General features: G+C 38.6%; 17 protein-coding genes. All 17 read right to left on the minus strand.

Annotation, left to right across the window (positions count from 1 at the left end; translation table 11 throughout):
- Positions 1–13: 13 nt before the first annotated feature.
- On the minus strand, positions 14–2,419 hold the full coding sequence (rnr, locus tag H5S10_RS07265; protein WP_182585904.1) for a ribonuclease R: 2,406 nt from the start codon (positions 2,417–2,419) through the stop codon (positions 14–16).
- Positions 2,406–3,182 (minus strand): alpha/beta hydrolase, encoded by a 777-nt coding sequence (locus H5S10_RS07270; RefSeq protein ID WP_182585905.1) that lies wholly within the window; start codon positions 3,180–3,182, stop codon positions 2,406–2,408. Before H5S10_RS07270 ends, rnr begins: the two co-directional genes overlap by 14 nt.
- A 78-nt stretch (positions 3,183–3,260) precedes the next feature.
- The gene (gene secG, locus H5S10_RS07275; RefSeq protein WP_003667480.1) at positions 3,261–3,500 is read right to left on the minus strand and encodes a preprotein translocase subunit SecG; all 240 of its coding nucleotides are present in this window, start codon (positions 3,498–3,500) and stop codon (positions 3,261–3,263) included.
- 66 nt (positions 3,501–3,566) lie between these two features.
- Positions 3,567–5,117: a ClC family H(+)/Cl(-) exchange transporter gene (locus tag H5S10_RS07280; protein ID WP_182589183.1), complete on the minus strand. Its 1,551-nt coding sequence runs from the start codon at positions 5,115–5,117 to the stop codon at positions 3,567–3,569.
- Between the two features lie 261 nt (positions 5,118–5,378).
- Positions 5,379–6,761, minus strand: a complete 1,383-nt coding sequence (locus H5S10_RS07285; RefSeq protein WP_182585907.1) for an amino acid permease — start codon at positions 6,759–6,761, stop codon at positions 5,379–5,381.
- A 195-nt stretch (positions 6,762–6,956) separates the two neighbouring features.
- Positions 6,957–8,279, minus strand: a complete 1,323-nt coding sequence (gene eno, locus H5S10_RS07290; RefSeq protein WP_003666443.1) for a phosphopyruvate hydratase — start codon at positions 8,277–8,279, stop codon at positions 6,957–6,959.
- Positions 8,280–8,369: 90 nt separating this feature from the next.
- Positions 8,370–9,119 (minus strand): triose-phosphate isomerase, encoded by a 750-nt coding sequence (gene tpiA / locus H5S10_RS07295; protein ID WP_182589184.1) that lies wholly within the window; start codon positions 9,117–9,119, stop codon positions 8,370–8,372.
- 118 nt (positions 9,120–9,237) lie between these two features.
- On the minus strand, positions 9,238–10,443 hold the full coding sequence (locus tag H5S10_RS07300) for a phosphoglycerate kinase (protein ID WP_003666439.1): 1,206 nt from the start codon (positions 10,441–10,443) through the stop codon (positions 9,238–9,240).
- A gap of 90 nt (positions 10,444–10,533) precedes the next feature.
- Positions 10,534–11,541, minus strand: coding sequence for a type I glyceraldehyde-3-phosphate dehydrogenase (gap, locus tag H5S10_RS07305; RefSeq protein ID WP_003666436.1), 1,008 nt, complete (start codon positions 11,539–11,541; stop codon positions 10,534–10,536).
- Positions 11,542–12,043: 502 nt separating this feature from the next.
- Entirely contained in the window at positions 12,044–12,637 is a 594-nt protein-coding gene (clpP, locus tag H5S10_RS07310) for an ATP-dependent Clp endopeptidase proteolytic subunit ClpP (RefSeq protein WP_003666435.1), read from the minus strand.
- Between the two features lie 195 nt (positions 12,638–12,832).
- A complete protein-coding gene (locus H5S10_RS07315; RefSeq protein WP_182589185.1) occupies positions 12,833–14,188 on the minus strand; it encodes an MFS transporter in 1,356 nt (451 codons plus the stop codon).
- 297 nt (positions 14,189–14,485) lie between these two features.
- Positions 14,486–14,617 carry a hypothetical protein gene (locus H5S10_RS10440; RefSeq protein ID WP_003666430.1) on the minus strand — a complete coding sequence of 44 codons (132 nt, stop codon included), beginning with the start codon at positions 14,615–14,617 and terminating at the stop codon, positions 14,486–14,488.
- 665 nt (positions 14,618–15,282) lie between these two features.
- On the minus strand, positions 15,283–16,221 hold the full coding sequence (whiA, locus tag H5S10_RS07320) for a DNA-binding protein WhiA (RefSeq protein ID WP_182587633.1): 939 nt from the start codon (positions 16,219–16,221) through the stop codon (positions 15,283–15,285).
- An 18-nt stretch (positions 16,222–16,239) separates the two neighbouring features.
- Complete coding sequence (locus H5S10_RS07325) at positions 16,240–17,226, minus strand: gluconeogenesis factor YvcK family protein (RefSeq protein WP_182587635.1); 987 nt, start codon at positions 17,224–17,226, stop codon at positions 16,240–16,242.
- Between the two features lie 15 nt (positions 17,227–17,241).
- Complete coding sequence (gene rapZ, locus H5S10_RS07330; RefSeq protein ID WP_288134649.1) at positions 17,242–18,114, minus strand: RNase adapter RapZ; 873 nt, start codon at positions 18,112–18,114, stop codon at positions 17,242–17,244.
- Positions 18,115–18,221: 107 nt separating this feature from the next.
- Positions 18,222–19,553, minus strand: coding sequence for an APC family permease (locus tag H5S10_RS07335; RefSeq protein WP_182589186.1), 1,332 nt, complete (start codon positions 19,551–19,553; stop codon positions 18,222–18,224).
- 267 nt (positions 19,554–19,820) lie between these two features.
- Positions 19,821–22,685, minus strand: a complete 2,865-nt coding sequence (gene uvrA / locus H5S10_RS07340; RefSeq protein ID WP_182589187.1) for an excinuclease ABC subunit UvrA — start codon at positions 22,683–22,685, stop codon at positions 19,821–19,823.
- Positions 22,686–22,696 lie beyond the last annotated feature (11 nt).

A 22,696-nucleotide genomic window follows, 5' to 3' on the forward strand; every position in this document is an offset into this window, starting at 1 on the left:
TCCCTCCCCGCTCTTAATGGTGGCGACGAACGCCTTCATGATCACGTGAATTATTGTGGTGACGAGTTTGTCCTCGATTTATTTGACGATTATTTTGGTGTCCATTTTCTTGGTGAGTTCGGCGCCATTTTCCTTGAGTATTACGGTAATGGTTGCCATTATTATTCTCACGACGAGAATTATTATTGGTACGTCCCTTGCGGCCACGACCACGTCCCCGATACTCATCATTGTGTGGAACCCGAATCTTTGTCTTTGGTGCCTCTTCAGGGTTAACAATTTCAAAGTCAACTTCACGAAGATCCTTATCTGCCCGAACTAACTTAACTTTAATTGGTTGACCCATTTGAAAAATTCGATGAGAGGTTCGTCCAATCAAAGCCATGTGTTTTTCTGAATATTCATAATAATCGTCTTTCATGACGCTAATATGAACTAACCCTTCAACTGTATTTGGCAATTCGACGAACAAACCAAACTTCATTACTGAACTTACGACAGCATCAAAGGTTTCACCAACATGATCTTCCATGTATTCGGCTTTCTTCATACTGTCGACATCACGCTCTGTATCAATCCCCCGCCGTTCGGTAACTGAAGTATGTTCAGCAATTTCGGGAAGCTTGTCACGCCAATGATCCTTAGCTGGTTCGTTTTTACCATGTTCTTCATACCACTTAATCAAACGGTGAACCGTATCATCTGGGTATCGCCGAATTGGTGAAGTAAAGTGAGTGTAGTATTTAGCTCCCAAACCAAAGTGGCCTAGCTCTTCATCCGAGTACTTAGCTTGTTGCATACTACGTAACATCATCACTTGAACCATTTGCTCTTCAGGAGTACCTGCCACATCCTTTAATACTTTTTGAAGCATCCCTGGTTTAACATTCTTAATATCCCCATGAACATCGATTCCAAATACAGCTAAAAAGTCCACAAATGACTTAATCCGGTCACTATCTGGTGTCTCATGGATCCGATAAAGGAATGGAACACGCTCTTTAAAGTAGTGCTCAGCAACCGTTTCATTCGCTGCTAACATAAAGGATTCAATCATCCGTTCAGAAAGTCCTCGATCCCGTAGCTGAATATCTGTTGGGTGACCTTTTTCATCCACAATAATCTTTGCTTCAGGAGCTTCAAAGTCAATAGCACCACGTTTTTTCCGATTCTTAAGCAATAATTTGTGAATCTCACCCATTGTTTCAAACATTGGGACGAGGTCTTCATATTGCTTCATCGTTTTAGCATCATGCGACTCCAGAATCTTATTAACTGCTTTATAAGTCATTCGGGCATGTGATTTCATAACGCTTTGGAAGATGCGGTGATTAACAATCTTCCCTTGTTCATCAATTTCCATTTCACAACTCATGGCAAGACGTTCTTCACCTGGATTTAAGGAACAAATGCCGTTAGAAAGCCGTTTAGGAAGCATTGGAACTACCCGATCAGTTAGATAAACAGATGTACCGCGCTTAAATGCTTCTTGATCAAGTGGTGTACCTGGCTTTACATAATGAGTAACATCAGCAATATGAACTCCAAGATGGTAGTGTCCATTATCCATCTTCCAAGCTACAACTGCATCGTCCAAGTCTTTTGATTCTATTGCATCAATGGTAACAAGTGGTTGGTCAGTAATATCTACCCGTCCCTTTTTTTCTTCTGGGAGAACATGAAGGGGAATCTTATTAGCTTGGTCCATCACTTCTTTAGGAAATTCATGAGGAACATCGTGAGCATAAATTACTGACATAATATCAATGCCCGGTTCATCTTTATCACCAATTACTTCAGTAACGGCTCCTGTCATTACTTCTGGTGCTTCATCACTAGGATAAGTCTCAACCGTTGCTGTTACTACTTGGCCATCAAGCGGTTTTAATCCCTTGTCCGTTACATAAAAATGATACTGTGATAATTTTTTATCTTTAAGCAAAATTTCACCAATGTAATCATCACCGACAGTCTCTTGCTTAAATTCACCAACCACATTTTCATATTTATGTTCAACAATCCTAGTTACTTGACCTTCTGGACCCTGATCACTACCTGCTTTTGCTGGTCGTAATACTTTAACTTCTACTTGGTCTCCATTTAACGCATGCAACGTATGATCGGGGTTAATATACATGTCTGGAAGATCCGGGTCATAGTCTACAAAACCAAATCCCTTATCATTACCATGGAAAGTTCCAATAAGTGGTTGCTGTTTAATAACTGCTTCGAATTCGCCACGATCAGTTACTTGAACTTTCTTCTCTCTTTCTAGTTGAGCAAGAGATTGAACGATCGGTGTAAAGTGCTCAGCATCATCCATTCCTAATTGGTGAGCAAGTTTTTCTGCTGAGTAACTCACACCTGCATTGTCTGTTAAATGTGTTAATATTTTTTCTTTTAAATTATTTGTTGTCATTAGAAGACACCTCGAATAAATTTTGTAAATATTTTTCTACATCGGCAAATAATTGACGATGTGCGGTATTAACTGTTAATAAGTGAGTAGCGGTTGGGTAGTAATGATAATCGACTGCAACCCCATTAGCTTGTAGTCTTACTTTTAATTGCAGTCCAGACGCTGGATCAATCATTTCATCTGCGCCTCCTTGTGCAATAAAGAAGGGTTGATGAATCTGATCTAACTGGTCACAAATTTGATGTGCCATTGTTTGAATTTGTACTAGTTGCTTGGGGAGTTGTTCAGTTAATTTAGCAACTTTTTCCTTAGTGATCAATGGGTTAATTTTTTGCTGACGGTAATACTTTGCCGCAATCTTAGGGAAGTATTCCGGAACATTTGATTGGCCCCAGGTGGTAATTGGGGATGCAAAAACACCACCACCTAATAATTGCGGATCATTCTCAAGAGCCTTTGTAGCAAGTAAGCCACCGAGCGATAAACCCAAAATTGCAATTTGATCAACTCCAGCATCGCGTAAACGAAAGATTGCCATCCGAGTATCATCCCACCAATCAGCTGGACCATTGCTTTCTAGTACCTTTCGTGGATCACCACCATGCCCACTTAAAAGTGGTGCAAAGACCGTATATCCTTGCCAATTAAGTTGGCGTCCTAGCATTCGAACATCATTCGTATTTCCTGTATATGCATGAAGCAAAATAACTCCACGACGTCCACTATGGGGAAAGAAAAAAGACTCACCAGTATAAGTTATCACTACATCATCCCCTATACTCCAACCGTAGCGTCAAAAAAGCCTCCTGGAATCACAATAATTTCAGGAGGCACTTTAAATTTAATGTGACGAAACGTAAATCATCGCTAATGCCAGAATAAAGAAGAGTGCTCCACAAATTGTTGTAACAATCTGCATAACAGCTTCAAATCCCCGCGCTTTACGACGTGAGAATAAGTCACCTGCACCACCTGTCAAAGCTGACATTGCATCATTATCGTTTTTTGCTGGTTGCATCATTACACAAGCAATTAATACAACGCAATCAATTAAGAATAAAGTCATTAATGTGTTATACAAGGATTTTTCCTCCTAATACTTTCACGCTTTTATCTTAATTATCATATCATATTTATTGTTCTATTGCTATCCTTGTGCATAATGCGCGGCTCGACTTATCTCATGGTAGGCTTGTCTAGTAGTCGCTGAATTAGCACGTAAAATTAATGTATCGCCAGCTTGCAGCGTTGTTTGGCCATTTGGAATAATTTTTTCTTCTCCCCGATAGACAACCATCACAATACAATCAGTTGGCCATGAAAAATCTTTAATTTTACAACCATCCAACTGGGCTCCAGCATAAATGGTGATCGACATCGTAACGTCCTCTTTATGGCGTGCCGGTTGCGGATTATTTCCAATAAAAGCGTTAAACATTGCTGTATATACTGGTTCACCGTGTAACGCATCCACAACGAGATAGGCTACCACTGCTACTAAGGCTAATGGCATTAAATGCGCAAGTGAACCAACCATTTCAGTAATTAATAAAATGGCAGTAAACGGCGCCTTACTAATACATGCAAAGTAACCAGCCATTCCATAGATAATAAAATTAGGTAAATATCGAACCGGCATTAGTCCTAAACGAACCATCAACGCACAATAGACTGCGCCTAAAATAGCACCAAGAGTTAAAATTGGTAAAAATATCCCACCTGGTAATTGCGAACCATAACTAATCATTGAAAATACAAAGCGAAGAATAAAAAGCCCAACAAAAAGCGCTAAAGAAAATGGTAAGGAACGCAAAATAATAATTAATTCATTTCCTCCACCCAATGTGATTGGAAAGTACCAGGCAATAGGAATAACCAGTAAAAACGGAATAATTGGATAAGCAATCGGGGATAATTTAGGAATCCGTGCCATCCAACCATTTAACTGCAAAATAATAATTTGATAAAAACGCCCTAAGATACCTAATAAAAGGCCGAGCACGATTAAGTGCCAATAAAGATTATTAGGAAGCATGTGATTATAAGGAACATTCAAAACCGGTCGCAAGCCAAAAAACTGCATTGAAACCATATTCGAACAAAGCGAACTCACAAATGTTGCCAACCAAATTACCGGTGAAAAATTATGATACACTTCTTCTAAAATAAAGATAGTCGCAGCGATTGGCGCATTAAAGGCTGCAGATAGTCCTGCTGCTGCTCCACTTGCGATCCCTATTTGGCGATTAAGGTGTCCTACTTTGGCCTTTTCTTCTACTCCTTGACCAATTGTTGCTCCAAGTTGAATTGATGGTCCTTCACGTCCAAGATATAATCCAGATCCAATAGCGAAAAGCCCACCGAGAAATTTCCGCCATAACACTGGCCACCATTTTTCATCAAATTGGTTAGTTAACTGTCCTTCAACTTGCGGAATCCCTGAACCCTTTATATCAGGGTAGGATTGAGCTAACCATCCTAATAGTAATGCTAAGATAATTGATCCAATCGTCCACGGTATTAACCATAACGGATGAGAATGAAAATACGCAAAACTTGTTGTTACTAATTGTAAAAAGTGTTGAATTATAAGCCTGAATACACTAACTACTAAACCAGTCAACATTCCAATAATGATCGCTCGAATTAGTTGGTTAAACTGACTATATCGATGAAATGCCTCTTTTCTACTCTCCATTGTTTTTCTCCAATTTATTAAAAGTCTACATGCCATTGTACTACATGAATTTAGCAAGACGAAATTAATTTTAAAATAAAATGGGACCGTGACATAAGTTAGGTTACTTTCAGAAAAGATAAAGAGCGCAGTACAACAATGGCCTCCAATACTCGGTAAAAACCAAATATTGGAGGCCTATTGTTGCTTGCGGGGGGCTCCCAGAGGCTAGCTTCGCATCGAAAAACGAAGTCATAAGTGACTTCTGTCTCGCTCCCTATCTTATGCTTTTTCGTTTTTAAAACCATGTCGAACAAGGTATACTGCGACTGCTAGAATCAACACTGCAGCCCCAACAATAACTGAAACCCGTGTGTCAGGATTAATGAACATAAAGATAACAATCACAATCAACATGAGAAATGCAAAGTAATTTGAAAATGGATATAGTGGTAATTTAAATGGGTGATCAACCATTAAGTCTTTATTATTTCGGCGGAAACGTAATTCTGCTAGTAAAATTACAAACCACGGAATCATTCCAGGTAAAACAGAAGAACTGAAGACAACCACGAACATATCAGCAGTTGAATGGTTATAAGTTGCCGAAATCATATCGATAATAAAACCAATCAAAATACCACCGGAAATACCAAGGATGGCAGCATCGGGAACAACCCGTTTTGAAAGACGGCCAAAAATCTTGGGAGCATCCCCTTCATGAGATAACTTAAACAGCATCCGACTTGAACTATAAATTCCTGAATTAGCACCTGATAATGCAGCGGTTAAAACCACAAAGTTAATAATTGATGCTGCAGCTGTAATTCCGACCTTAGCAAACGTAGATACAAATGGTGATCCAACACTACTTAATTCATTCCAAGGATAAATTGTTACAATTACAAAAATTGCTCCAACGTAGAAAATCAAAATTCGGAATAAAACAGACTTAACAGATTTAACAATTGCTTTTTGCGGATTTGCTACTTCACCGGCAGAAATTCCTAGCAATTCGATTCCTTCATAGGATCCAACAATAATTGACATCGAGAAGAAGAAACCACTCCAGCCACCAGTGAAAAATCCACCATGAGACCAAAGATTACTAAAACCAGTTGGATGACCACCATTACCAAAACCAAAGAAAATAATCATAAATCCAAGTAAGATCATGAAGATAATAGTAATAACTTTGATCATCGCAAACCAAAATTCAAGTGACCCATATGCTTTTGCACTTGCTAAATTAGCAAGTACCAAGAAAATAATAATAACAACTCCAGCTACCCAAGTATGAAGGTGCGGCCACCAATATTTAAGATATTCAGTTGCCGCTACTACTTCGGACATTCCTACAACAATATACTCAAATACGTTAGCCCATTTAGCGAGGTATCCAGCTACAGGATGAACATATTCAGTTGCATAATCCGCAAAAGAACCAGTTCCAGGATTAATGTAAATCATCTCTCCTAACGCTCTCATAACAATATATAAAATTAAGCCAACAAACGCATATGCGAGAATAACAGATGGCCCTGTCCACTTGATTGTAGATGTTGATCCCATAAACAGTCCAACACCAATCGCTCCACCAAGGGAAATCATTTCCATCTGACCAGCAGTCATCGAACGATTAAGTTCTGGTGCCGATTTTTTCATGTGTATCATTATCCTTTCATTGTATTTAACTCTTAAAGATTATATTATATTTCATACTAAATTCCAACGCTTCTTTCTCATTATTTTTTAATATAAATAATGTAATCGTTTTCGATCTTAATTAAATAATCTGTAACTAAAAAGGACTATGGAATTTCATCCATAGTCCTTTTGATTTTTAACTAATGCTTAAAATTAACGATTTTCGATGTCTTGACGAGCTTGTTGACTCAAGTTGTAGAATGAGTGAATACCCTTGTATTGAGCAACATCACCAAGTTGATCTTCAATCCGCATTAATTGGTTGTACTTAGCAAGACGGTCAGTCCGGCTCATAGAACCAGTCTTGATTTGTCCAGCGTTTGTAGCAACAACCAAGTCAGCGATGGTAGTATCTTCAGTTTCACCAGAACGGTGTGAAACGATGGCAGTGTAACCAGCTTCCTTAGCCATTTCGATAGCTTCAACAGTTTCAGTTAAAGTACCAATTTGGTTAAGCTTGATTAAGATTGAGTTAGCAGCACCCATTTGGATACCCTTCTTCAAGTAATCAGTGTTAGTTACAAAGAAGTCATCACCAACAAGTTGAACCTTCTTACCTAACTTATCAGTAATAGTTACCCAATCATCCCAGTTGTTTTCATCAATTGGGTCTTCAACAGATACTACTGGGTACTTTTCAATAATACCGGATAAGTAGTTGATCCATTCTTCAGTGGTGTATTCTTCACCAGTTGACCAACGAAGCTTGTACTTCTTGTCTTCGTCGTTCCACAATTCTGAAGCAGCAACGTCAAAGGCAATAGCAATGTCCTTACCTGGCTTGTAACCAGCATCTTCAATAGCCTTAATTAAGTATTCGAATGGTTCTTCGTTGTTAGCAAAGTCAGGAGCAAATCCACCTTCGTCACCAACAGAGGTTACTTTACCAGCAGCTTCCAATTCCTTCTTCAAGGCGTGGAAAGTTTCTGAACCCCAACGAATAGCTTCACGTACAGTTGGTGCACCAACTGGCATAATCATGAATTCTTGGAAGTCAACCTTGTTATCTGAGTGAGCACCACCGTTAATAACGTTCATCATTGGTGTTGGCAATACATGAGCGTTGAAACCACCAAGGTAGTTGTAAAGAGGTACTTGTAATTCGTCAGCAGCAGCCCGAGCAGCAGCTAATGAAACAGCTAAAATAGCGTTAGCACCTAACTTACCCTTGTTTGGAGTACCGTCTAACTTAATCATTGCCTTATCGATAGCGATTTGGTCAGTAACTTCCATCCCTACGATTTCCTTAGCAATAATGTTGTTTACATTTGAAACAGCCTTTAAAACACCCTTACCGCCAAAACGGTTCTTGTCGCCGTCACGTAATTCAACCGCTTCGTGTTCACCAGTTGAAGCACCTGAAGGAACGATACCACGGCCTACACCACCGGCTTCTGTGTAAACTTCTGCTTCAACTGTTGGGTTACCACGTGAATCAAGGACTTCACGTGCATAAATATCTGTAATGAGTGACATTTGATGAATCTCTCCTCTGTCATTTATTTGGAAAGCAATTCCACTTAACATTGTATTATTTTACACAATTAAAAACAAGCATTTAACCGCCTAATGGTGAACTAATTGTAAAAATGTTTCTGGATTTAGGCTAGCTGCTCCAACTAAGACACCATCAATATCATTTTTTGCCATTAGTGCATTGATATTAGAAGTTGTCACACTTCCTCCATATAGAATTCGAACATTATTTGCAACTTCATCCCCATACATATCACTAATTGTTTGCCTAATTAGGTAGCAACCTTCTGCTGCCTGGTCTGGATCCGCACTCTCACCCGTACCAATCGCCCAACTAGGTTCATAAGCGATCGTAACATGACAAATTTCATCATTGGTCAAGCCGTGAAGATCGGCAAGGATTCGGCTCACTACCCAATGAACTTTCTTTCCAGCAACACGTCGACGCATGGTGTCATCACAGCAAACAATCGGACATAACCCATTTGCTAATGCCGCCTTCACCTTTTTATTAATTAATTCATCAGTTTCATTAAAGTAAGTTCGGCGCTCAGAATGGCCTAAGATCACATGATGAATTCCTGCTTGGTATAAAGCATATGGACTTGTTTCGCCAGTATAGGCTCCTTCATTTTTATAGTAGCAGTTTTCTGCCATTATTTTTAACGGGGATTCTTCAGCTGCTTTAACCATTGGTACTAAACAAAGAGTAGGAGCAGCAATTGCTGTTTCAAGTTGGTCGGCAGGTGGAAGTTGATTTTTTACTTCTTCGATAAAAGAGACAGCTTCTTGTACATCCTTATGCATTTTCCAATTGCCAGCAATAATCGGTACTCTCATTATTTGACCCTCCCATCTACTATTTTATTGTTAATACCAAGATACGGTAAGAGGCTGAGAAAAGCAAAAGTTTTCTCAGCCCCTTATATAGGATTTATAAATAGTAGTTAAACATTAATTATTTGTCAGAAATTGCGGCAATTCCAGGTAATTCGTTACCTTCAAGGTAAGTTAATGATGCACCACCACCAGTTGAGATATGGGTAAGCTTATCAGCAACACCCAATTCCTTAACAGCAGCAGTTGAGTCCCCCCCACCAACGATTGTCGTAGCATCTGTTAATGTACCAAGGAATTTACCAATTTCAAGCGTACCCTTAGCAAAGTTTGGCATTTCAAATACACCCATTGGTCCATTCCAAACAACAGTTTTGGCATCCTTTAATACGTTCTTAAACTCTTCAACAGACTTAGGACCAATATCAAGGGCCATCCAACCGTCGTCAATATCGCCTTCAACGACCTTTGTATCAGCATCATTGTTGAACTTATCAGCTACTACATTATCAATTGGCAATACAAGCTTGTCGCCAGCTTTGTCTAAGATTTGCTTAGCAACGTCAATCTTGTCTTTTTCAACAAGTGAGTTACCAACTTTGATTCCCTTAGCAGCGTAGAATGTATAAGCCATTCCACCACCGATAATAATCTTGTCTGCTTTGTCAAGAAGGTTATCAATAACACCAATCTTATCAGAAACTTTTGCACCACCAAGGATGGCAACAAATGGACGTTCAGGATTATCCACTGCATCACCTAAGAACTTGATTTCCTTTTCCATCAAGTAACCAGCTGCTGCCTTACCTGGCATGTTAGTAGCAATACCAACATTAGAAGCGTGCTTACGGTGAGCTGTACCAAAGGCATCATTTACAAATACATCACCAAGAGATGCCCAGTACTTACCTAATTCAGGATCATTACCAGATTCACGCTTTACATATTCGCCATCCTTAACATCTTCATAACGGGTGTTTTGAACGAGCAAAACATCACCATTCTTCATGTTATCGATAGCATCTTCTAATTGCTTACCTTCAGTAACTGGAACAAACGTTACTGGCTTATTCAGTAAGTTAGAAAGGCGTTCTGCAACTGGACGAAGTGAAAGTCCAGGCTTATCTTCTTCTTTTTTAATTCGGCCAAGGTGTGAGAATAAGATTGCCCGACCACCGTGGTCAATAACATATTTGATTGTTGGCAAAGCAGCAACAATTCGATTATCGTCACCAACAACGCCGTCTTTAATTGGAACATTAAAGTCAACACGCATTAATACTTTCTTGCCTTCTAAAGGAAGGTCTTCAACAGTTAATTTAGCCATTGTATTATGTCTCCTCTTCTCTTGGTAAAAAAAGGCGGGCGGAGTAGTCCTCCTCCCACCTTAATCAAATTAGTTTAATTTTACTTCAAATTAAAGAGTAGCAAAGTGAAGTAAAGTCCGGATCATGTTGCTAGTGAAACCGTATTCGTTGTCATACCAAGCAACAGTCTTAACTAATTGTGAGCCATCGTCACCTTCCATAATTTCAGTTTGGGAAGGATCAAATACTGAACCGTATGTTGAACCGATAATATCAGTTGAAACAATTTCATCTTCAGTGTAACCGAATGCTGGGTTAGTAGCCTTCTTCATAGCATCGTTGATTTGGTCAACAGTAACCTTCTTGTCTAAGATTGAAACAAGTTCAGTTAATGAACCATCAACAACACCAACACGTTGTGCGTGACCTGAAAGCTTACCGTTTAATTCAGGAATAACTAAACCAATAGCCTTAGCAGCACCACTTGAGTGAGGAATAGTGTTTACACTTGCAGTACGGTTGTTACGCATCTTCTTACCACGAGGACCATCAAGGATAGCTTGAGTAGAAGTAAATGCGTGGATAGTAGTCATAGTACCAACCTTAACACCAAATTCGTCATTTAAGACCTTAGCCATTGGTGCCAAGCAACTAGTAGTACATGAACCAGCTGATACGATAATGTCATCCTTAGTCAAAGTGTCAAGGTTAACACCAGGAACAACAGTTGGGATGTTACCAGCAGGTGCTGAAATCAATACACGCTTTGCACCAGCGTCAATGTGTGCTTGTGACTTTTCAGCAGAAGTGTAGAAACCAGTACATTCAAGAACAAAGTCAACGCCATCGTTCTTTACCCAAGGAATGTTACGAGCATCGCGTTCAGCGTATACAGGGTATTCCTTACCATCAACAACAATACCAGTATCAGTAGATGTAACTTCACCTGGGAACTTACCATGAGTTGAGTCATACTTAAGTAAGTAAGCCAACATAGAAGGAGTAGTCAAATCGTTGATTGCAACAACTTCAATATCATTTGTGTTAAGTTCGTGAATCCGACGAAATGCTAAACGACCAATACGGCCAAAACCGTTAATACCAATTTTTACAGTCATACTGCAAATTCCTCCTTTAGGAAAAAACATAATTAGTGTACTTGCTTAGTTTATCACATTACATCAGCATCGCAACTCTCAACCATTGTAAGTGACGTAGTGGTAAGGTCTAAGCAATAATACAACTTCTACGATACTTATGATACCATCTTCAAAAAAATTGTCTATTCAATCACAACATTTTTCTGATGTAAGCGTTATTTTAATTAAAATTTTCAAATAATACTTGCAATTCATATTAACTTAAGATAATATAATATCTGTTGACGCGCCCTTAGTGTAATGGATCGCACGTGAGATTCCGGTTCTCGAGATCCGAGTTCGACTCTCGGGGGGCGCATTTTTTATAAGGCTGTTGAATTTTTTCGACAGCCTTTTTTCATTTTTAAGATATTACAGTCGCCACAAGGCTGTTTATTTCTACTCACCTTTTCGATAATTCAAAAAAGATCTCCATAATTCGAAATCGATCGAATAATTGGAGATCTTTTTATTTATCACTTTACTTTAATTTGGAATTATTTTCCATTACACCATCAAGTAAGCCGTAATCTACTGCTTCTTGTGCTGTCAAGTAATGATCACGTTCAGTATCAGCCTGAATCTTCTCGATAGGTTGACCAGAATTCTTAGCAAGGATACCGTTAAGCATCTTCCGTGTTTTCAAAATTTCAGTAGCAGCAATTTCAATTTCAGTCTGTTGACCTTGAGCCCCACCAGATGGTTGGTGAATCAAAACTTGTGAGTGTGGTAATCCAAAACGCTTACCCTTAGCACCAGATGATACTAATACACTAGCCATAGAAGCAGCCATTCCGATTACAATAGTTTGAACATCAGCCTTAATAAAGTTCATAGTGTCATAAATTGCCATTCCTGAGGTAACAACTCCACCAGGTGAATTAATGTATAAGTAAATATCTTTAGTTGAGTCTTGCGCATCAAGGAATAAAAGTTGCGCAACAATTGAATTTGCCATTTCGTCTTCAATTGGACCAGAGAGCATAATAATACGGTCCTTCAGAAGCCGTGAGTAGATGTCATAAGCACGTTCACCACGAGATGATTGCTCAATGACAGTAGGTACTAAATTCATAATATGGCCTCCTTAGTAAATTAGCACTCGTTAGTCTTATATGCTAACGGATAATAATACTATACTCGATTGGTCAAAAAAGGTCAAATGTTTTAACTATTATTTAATATTTTTTTGCAAAATATTCTTGATTATTATAATAAAATCACAAAAAACAAGGCTAAAAGTTCTTCAAAGCCTTGTTTTAGTGAAAATTTAATTCTTTTTGTCAGCATCGGCTATCTTTTCAGCACGACGCTCAGCAATAAAAATATAAACTAATAATAGAAATGCTAGTGCTGAAGCAGTATACAAAACCATATTACTTGCAAGCCAGCCATATTTCGCTACTAAAATACCAATTAAAGCAGTTGCTAATGTTTCACCAAAAATGTATTGGAAAAAGCCCATAAATCCAGTTGATGAACCTACTGCAAATTTAGGAACTGCTTCATTAACCATTAATCCAACCAATGTTAATGGAGCATAAATTAAAGTTCCCATAATAAAAAGAACACTTACGATCAAAACGTGATTGGTACTAAAGAAATACGTTGTCAAACAAATAAATAAACCAATTACACATAAAATACAAACAATAGCTCGACGTCCTTTTAATGCATCGGAAATTGCTCCCATAATAATTACTCCAGGAACCGCCGCAAGTTCAAAAATTCCCACTAACCATTTTGCAAAATTAGTCGTAAAGCCTTTTGATTCTACAAGATAGCTTGGAATCCAACTCATAATCCCATAACGAACCAAATACAAGGACATTGATGTTAGAGTAATGGCCCACACAACTTTATTCGTCAAAATATATTTAACAAAAATTTGTGGTAAAGTCAGACTTGTTTCTTCTGAATCAGATTCAGTTCCGTTTTCTAAAACAACTTCATCTCCAGTATATTCAGAAATACTTGGTAACCCAACACTAACAGGTCGGTCAGCGCCAACTAATAATACAAAAGCCGCAATAATCAGCGAAACTACTGAGGAAGTATAAAAGACAGCAGAAATGGAACCTGAAAACATGAACGTTGCTAATTGTACAACGGCAACACAAGCAAAGGCCCCCGCATTATGAGCGGAAGACCAAATCGAGTAAATTGCTCCCCGGTGTTTCTTCCCCCACCATAATTGAACAGAACGTTGACATGCTGCGGCCCCCATCCCTTGAGCAATCGACATAATCAGCATTAGAAACATCATCATATATAGACTACGGGTAGAACCTAAGCCGAAGTTAAGCAGTGCAGAAATAATCAATCCTGTTGCTAAATAACGGTTAGTATTACTTTTATCACTTAATGCTCCCATAAACAATTTTGAAATCCCATAACCAATCCCAAAACATGAAAGCACCATTCCGATATCAGCCGTGGTAAAACCATACTGTTTCATAATTTCATTTTGCTCGGTCGTAAAAATTAAACGAATAATATAATAGCCAATATAACCGATGCAAATTGCAAGTAATACTCCTAACTGATGCCAATGATACGAACTTTCAACCTTATTAGTAGGAACTTTTTGCTTTGCCACTGGCGCTGGTTTTAAAAATTCAAACATACTATCACCTCTTTTGTAAATGACGCTTTCTGTAAGCGCTTACTTAATTAGTAGGAACTTTTTGCTTTGCCACTGGCGCTGGTTTTAAAAATTCAAACATACTATCACCTCTTTTGTAAATGACGCTTCCTGTAAGCGCTTACTTATATTTTAACATACAAAATATAGCATTGGTGTGTAAAATATTAAAACGTTATTTTTAAAAGAGACATCTTATTAATTAATGCTTCAGTTTTTTCTTTTTATTAAAAAAGAAAAGCCATGCACTGGATTGCATAGCTTTTTTTATAGAATAAATTACTTTTCTTCAGCTGGCTTTTCTTTAGCCCACTTACGAATAGCTTCGATCTTCTTTTCTTTTAATGCTCGCTTGTACTTTGAAGCGATTGGGCGACGGCCTTGTACGCCGTATGGGTGTGCTTTACGCATGTTACTTTGCCTCCTTTAATATTAAACGTAAATTAATTAACGTTCCAATTATACCGGTCATTGTTTTAAAAAGCAAGTCTCCCTTAATCCAAAACAACTATCCCGTGAATGCCATTTTCAAAATTTAACAATTTATCCAAATTTGATAAACGATTATCTTTACTATTACATTAACCATCCCCGAAATTAGCCTATACCAATTAAGATAAATTTTATAAAAAGCGCGTACTTATAGCGATTGACTTTTAGACCAATTGCGATATGATACAAGGTGTAGATGAGAAAAGAAAGGTATAAGGTCAAGGAGGATTTTATAATGTCATTAAACAAATTAAACGTTTTTAACGTTACCACCAACTGGAATGAATTAGATCAAGAATGTGCAGCAACCGAATTGGCACTAATTAGCGAAAGTATCAATAAGAAATAAATTTCAATTAAAAAGATAAAATAAAACCTTTGAGAGGCTGGGAGAAAACTTTTGTTTCCTCTCAGCCTCAACTACTTTTATGAACAATAGAAAGATAACGTGGAACTAGCTTCGCGTCGCCACAAGGCTCAAGTCTAAGTACGAACGATAATCAGCCCGTACCGTGCTAATCATCGTCCTAGCTTAGCCAACCGCCTTGTCGAGGAGGTTATTTCCCACTCTCCAAAGGTTTTTATTATTTAACCTGCGATGCACGCAACTCATCAGCATAAGCATTCAATTTGCGTAAGCGATGGTTAACACCAGACTTGGAAATCGGACCGCCAGGAACTAATTCCCCTAATTCTTTTAGACTAACTTCTTGATGAGCTAGGCGTGTTTCTGCAATTTCACGCAACTTATCGGGTAAGCTGCTAAGACCTACTCGTGAATCAATAAATTCAATATTTTCGATTTGGCGTGTTGAGGCATTCGCAATCTTATTCAGATTAGCATTTTCACAATTTACTAATCGATTAACTGAATTCCGCATATCCCGTACAATTCGAACATTCTCAAACTGAAGCATTGAGTTAGTCGCACCAATTAACGACATAAAATTAGCAATTTTTTCGGCTTCTTTTAAGTAAACAATAAAACCACTACGACGAGCAGTTGTTTGGGCATTTAGACCAAACTTGTTCATCATCTGAGCAATAATCTCATTATGTTCCTCGTAAAGAGAGTATATTTCCAAGTGATAACGAGAAGTTTCAGGATTATTTACTGATCCCCCCGCCAAAAAGGCGCCTCTTAGATATGAACGAACCATCCATTCATCCTTGAGCAATTCTACGGGTACTTGTTCTTTAATTTGATAATTTTGTAAAATACCAAGATCGTCTAAGACGTGTTGTGCATGATAGCGTAAACGAACTATATATTGGTTGTTCTTTTTTAACTTCATTTTACGACGAACCACGATTTCACTTTCTACCCCGTAAAACTGTTTTAAAAGTGAATAGATTCGCCGTGCAATTGCCGGGTTTTCGGTCTGAACGTTCAGTACCAACTGGTGATCAGCAATCCCAATCGACCCGTTCATCCGAATAAGGGCCATCAATTCTGCCTTTGCATTATCCCGATGAACAGTAATTCCCGTTAATTCCTTCTTTACTTCGCTTGCATATGACATCTGGCATCAGTCTCCTAACTACTCATGAACTTGGTGAAGGCGATTCATTAATTCTGCCACAACTTTATCGCGATCATGAAAGGCACCATTGTCTTTTAGCCTTAGAAAGTTCGAACTAATTACGCGACAATTCTGTGCTCGTAGTCCTTGGAAATCATGCTTAACTGGTTGAGAAATTTCATTCCATTCCTGAAAATCAAGGTAATTTTCTGGAACAGGTTGAATATTGACTAAGACCGTATTAATAAACTTCTTACCAAGGTGCTGGTTTAATACCCGAACATGATCAGCATCTGTAAAGTTATCCGTTTCACCTTTTTGCGTCATAATATTGCAAATATAGACAACTTCAGCCTTACTTTCGCAAACGGCTTGCCCTACTTCAGAAATCATTAAATTCGGCAGGATACTAGTAAATAAGCTTCCAGGACCAAGAACGATTTGATCTGCATTCTTTATTGCTGTTATAACCTCTGCTACAGGACGAGCAGGATGTCCATCATTATCTTTAGAAGGTGTTACCCAGACTCGCTTAATTTGCTTATGGGCGGCTGTAATTTCTGATTCCCCGCTTAACTTTGTCCCATCTGTAAATTCAGCATTTAAAGTCAACGGTTCATTGGCAACCGGATAAATATGGCCATTAATTTTCATCATTTCTGATAGTTCTTGAACAGCGGTAAAAATACCACCCTTCATTTCAGACAAAGCAGAGATAATCAAATTACCAATCGCATGACCAGCAAAGAACTGATCACTAGTCTTAAAACGATATTGAAAAATATCAAGTTCGAGATCAGGTAATTCTGATAACGCAACTAAACCATTTCTAATATCACCAGGTGGAACCACGTTAATATAGTTTCGTAAAATCCCTGAAGAACCACCATCATCAGCTACTGTTACTACCGCCGTAACATCAACATTTTGATCGCGCAATCCACGAAGAACAACTGGTAGACCAGTTCCTCCACCAATCACTACAATCTTTGGTTTATGCAACATAATTAAAACTCCTCTTTACTTTGCCTTCTCAATATCGCGATGGTAAGTATTTACTTTATATCCCTTTTCTTTTAAATCAGCAGATAATTTGTTAGCAATAGTTACTGACCGATGTTGACCGCCCGTACACCCAATTGCAATTGTCAAACTGCTCTTACCTTCCTTAATGTAACCCGGAAGAGCAATTTCTAAGAGAGAACGTAAATGCTGGTAGAATTCCTTAGCCAACGGACTCTGCATAACATAATTTTGAACAGCTGGATCATTTCCCGTTAAGTGCTTTAATTCTGGAATATAGAATGGATTAGGGAGGAAACGAACATCCATTACGATATCCGCATCAAGTGGCAACCCATATTTAAACCCAAATGACATTACTTCAACATAAAAGTTATTACCTTCACCATGTCCGAATAATTTATTGAGCCTTAACTTTAGATTTCGGGGCGTTACGTTAGTGGTATCAATTACTATATCTGCTTGACTCTTAAGATCAGTTGAAAGCTTCCGTTCTAATTCTACTCCATCAAGTATCCGACCTTGTGGAGATAAGGGATGAGAACGTCTTGTTTCCTTATAACGTGAAATTAACGTGACGTCATTAGCATCTAAGAAGAGTAATTTCACATCTAAATCATCCCGCTTTTTCAATTTTTCAAAGTTTGGTAAAACCGCATCGTAAAATCCGCGTGAACGCATATCCATTACCATAGCGATTTTATCAAACTCTCCCGAATCTTCTATCACATCAACAAAACGTTCTGCTAATCCAGGAAGCATGTTATCAATTACGAAATATCCTAAATCTTCTAAGCTATGAACGGCAACGGTTTTCCCCGCACCACTCATCCCTGTAATAATTACTACTTTTAATTTTTTATCTACCATCACTAGTTCCTCTTTTCGCATACAGCTACCCAATTATTTTATCACATCGAGCCGGGCGTGTCTTATTTAAGTAACAAAAAAGGCCAAGTCAAACTTAGCCTCAAAAATTAATGCATCCGTCGTTGATCCATTCGTTTAACAATATATAAGATTGGCAATCCTACGATGACAATTCCGATAAAAAGAATCACACCAGCTGGATCATTCATAACTTCACTTACGAGGACAAAGATTCCACCAGCAATCGCAATAATTGGTACTAAGGGATAAAGTGGCGTGCTGAATGGGCGTGGTCCCTTATTTCTGTGTCGTAAAATAAAGATCCCAAAGAATGCTAAAAGGTAGAAACAATAAACAGTAAACACACATAAATCTGACAAGTGATCAGGGTCAAAGAAAAACATCATGATCGTTGCAAGAACAATAATAAACATTGTTGCGACTACTGGTGACTTACCCTTTGGCGTGATATATGCAAGATAGCGCGAGAATGGCAAATCATGACGACGCGCCATTGCATATACAATCCGTGGAAAAGTAATCATTTTTCCGTTCAAAGTTCCCATCATCGAAATAATAATTCCGGCTGACAGTAATTTTCCTCCAATTGCGCCAAAGGCTTTCACTGCTAAATATGCAGTTGCATTTTCCCCTAGCCGATGAATAGTATTAACCGGAAGGAACTTAAGAATTCCAACAGTAATTAAAGTGTAAATAATAAGAACAGCAGTAATCCCTAAAATAATAGCTCGTGGCAATAATTTTTGGGGATTTTTCATTTCTCCCCCAAGGTTTGCGATTAAAATCCAACCATCATAACCAAATAAGGTTGCTAAAACTGCTACCCCAAAGCCACCAGTTGATTGATGAATTTCGGTAACTGTTTGACCAAAAGCATCTTGATGTCCCCAGAACAAACCAAAGATAATAATTGCCGCAATTGGAATCATTTTTCCAGCAGTTGTAATAATCGAAAAAATTGCACCAACTTTATTTTCAAAAAGGTTCATTACTCCAATTGCAATCACAGTAATCACTGCTAAAGGTATCCGCCACTGTGGCCCTAAGCCAAAGAAGTTTGCCATTAAAATACTCATAAATCCGGCAACCGAAGCAATAATTGCTGGTCCATAAACAATTACTTGCATCCACCCGGCCAAAAATCCTAAAAGGCGACCATACAAGTTTTCAATATAAACATATAGTCCCCCGGTATATGGCATCTGAGCACCGATTTCCGCCACTGTTAATCCACCAGTTAAAGTAATAATTCCACCAAATACCCAAGCGGCAATTGCAAGCGTAGATGTACCAGCACTATCAAGAACAGATCCTTGTTTAAAGAATATCCCCGATCCAATAATTGTCCCAACAACAATCGAAATAGCGGACCAAAATCCAAGCGACCTTTTTAGTTCATCTGTTGGTTGTTGATTCATCATCATTCCTCCATTCTTAATATTAGGCAAAATAAAAACCCGGGTACCATCTATTAATGCAATTTGGTCATGCCAAATGATTAGTAGAGAACCCGAGTCTATATAAACCTATTGATTGGGTACACCAAAATCACTCAGCCTTAATAGAGTTAGAGGCTGAGGAGGAAGAAAATTGTTGGTTTTGATTATTAAAAAATAACATTTCTTTTCCCTCGTTTCGTGTACTTTGATTTTTATTAGAATACCATTAGAAGAATTAGATTGCAACTACTTTTTTTGCTTAGCTTCTCGTTCTTCTGCCCATTTTTGATCACGTTCGAGCATCTCTTTTAAATATTTACCAGTGTAGCTTCCCTTTACTTCTGCTACTTGCTCTGGAGTACCAGTAGCTACAACATTACCTCCACCAGCTCCTCCTTCAGGGCCGAGATCAATTAACCAGTCCGCTGATTTTACAACGTCTAAATCATGTTCAATTACTAAAACAGTATTTCCAGCATCGACTAATCGTTGAAGGACTGCTAATAAGCGTTTGATATCGTCCATGTGCAATCCCGTAGTCGGCTCATCCAAAATATAAAAACTCTTCCCGTGAGATTGCCGGTGAAGTTCAGCTGCTAATTTCATTCGTTGAGCTTCTCCACCTGACAGAGTAGTGGCTGGTTGGCCAAGGTGAACATAGCCAAGCCCAACATCTTCAATAGTTTGCAATTTGCGCTTAATTTTCGGAATCGCACTAAAGAAGTCAAGCGCCTCCGAAACAGTCATATTAAGAACTTCAGCAATATTCTTGCCTTTGTATTCAACTTCAAGCGTTTCAGAATTATAACGTGTCCCATGACAAACTTCACATGGTACATAAACATCTGGCAAAAAGTTCATTTCAATTTTAATAATTCCGTCCCCACGGCAGGCTTCACAGCGTCCTCCCTTAACATTAAAACTAAAACGCCCCTTAGTATAGCCGCGCATTTTAGCTTGGTTGGTTTGGGCAAATAATTCACGGATGTCATCAAAGACCCCCGTATAAGTTGCAGGATTACTTCGTGGAGTACGACCAATTGGCGATTGATCAATATTGATAACTTTCTCAATATTTCCAACTCCACTAATCGACTTGTACTTACCGGGTTTTGCTGAATTATTATTCAATTTTTGTGCCAAGACCCGTTTTAGGATCATATTAACAAGGGTTGACTTTCCTGAACCAGAAACCCCCGTTACGCAAATAAACTCACCAAGTGGAAAATCAACTGTAATATCCTTTAAGTTATTTTCCGCTGCTCCTGTAATAGTAATTTTCTTACCGTTACCTACTCGACGCTCTTGAGGCACTGGAATAAATTTTTTCCCTGATAAGTATTGGCCAGTTAACGACTTCCGTGATCGCATAATTTGCTTAGGAGTTCCGGCAGCCATCACTTGGCCTCCATTTTCACCAGCTCCAGGACCAATATCGACAATGTAATCAGCCGCACGCATGGTATCTTCATCATGTTCTACAACAACAAGTGTATTGCCAAGATCACGCATGGCCTTTAATGATTCAATCAAACGGTCATTATCACGTTGATGAAGGCCAATTGACGGTTCATCAAGAACATACATTACTCCTGATAAATTAGAACCAATTTGGGTTGCTAACCGAATCCGCTGAGCTTCTCCTCCTGAAAGAGTTCGAGCTGAACGACTTAAAGTTAAGTATTCAACTCCAACGTTTTTCATAAAGGTTAATCGATCAATGATTTCTTTTAAAATTGGCTTAGCAATTTCATTTTTTTGTGCAGAAAGTTTGATGTTCTTGAAGAATTCAAGAGAATCACTAATTGGTAAAGCAGAAACTTCACCGATATTTCGCCCATCAATCTTTACTGCTAAGGCCCGCTGATTTAACCGATAACCATGACAAACCGGACATGGAAGCTCAGTCATATACTTTCTCATTTGTTCCCTTGTAAAATCTGAGTTAGTCTCCCGGTATCGTCGACTGATATTATTGATGACACCTTCAAATGGCACATCGACATCCCGAATGCCACCAAAGTCATTTTCATAATGGAAGTGGAATGGTGTTTCACCATTACCGTACAAAATCTGTTGCTGTTGCTTTTTTGACAACTTATTGAAAGGAGTATCCATATCAATGCCAACCGACTTGCAGAATTGTTCCAACATTTGTGGATAGTATTGCGATGAGATTGGATTCCAAGGAACAATTGCACCTTCTTTTAAGGTTTTTGTTTGGTCAGGAACCACTAAATCAATATCTACTTCAAGTTTTAGTCCTAAGCCTTCACACTCTGGACAAGCACCAGTAGGAGCATTGAAGGAGAATAAACGTGGCTCTAATTCACCAACTGTAAAACCACAAATGGGACAAGCATATTGTTCAGAAAATGGAATTGGTTCTCCCCCAATCACATCAGCAATCGCATAACCATCGCTTAAGCGGAGAGCCGATTCAAAGGAGTCAAATAGCCGCGACCTAATCCCCTCTTTAATGATGATTCGATCAATCACAACATTGACTGTATGTTTTTTATTTTTATCTAGCTCTGGGACTGAATCTAGGTCATAGGTTTCGCCATCTACTTGAACGCGGACAAATCCTTCACGTTTAATCGTTTCAAAGACTTTCTTTTGTGTTCCCTTTTTGTCACGAACAACCGGCGAAAGAATTTGAAGACGTGTCCGTTCAGGCAATTGTAGTACCCGATCCACCATTTGTTCTGGTGACTGACTAGTAATTGGAATATTATCATTCGGACAAATCGGCGTCCCAACCCGTGCCCATAGCAAACGTAGAAAATCGTTAATTTCAGTCACTGTTCCGACCGTTGAGCGCGGATTATGGGAAGTCGTTTTTTGATCAATTGAAATTGCGGGGGAGAGACCGTCAATTGAGTCCACATCTGGCTTATCCATCTGGCCTAAAAATTGTCGTGCATAAGCTGATAAACTTTCCACATAACGCCGCTGCCCTTCTGCATATAAGGTGTCAAAAGCTAAAGAACTCTTTCCCGAACCTGACAGACCAGTTACAACAACTAACTTGTTTTTCGGAATAGTAATATCAATATTTTTTAGGTTATGAGCCCGTGCCCCATGAATTATGATCTTATCATTTGCCACGAAATAACTCC

This window comes from Limosilactobacillus balticus (genome assembly GCF_014145615.1).
GTDB lineage: Bacteria > Bacillota > Bacilli > Lactobacillales > Lactobacillaceae > Limosilactobacillus > Limosilactobacillus balticus.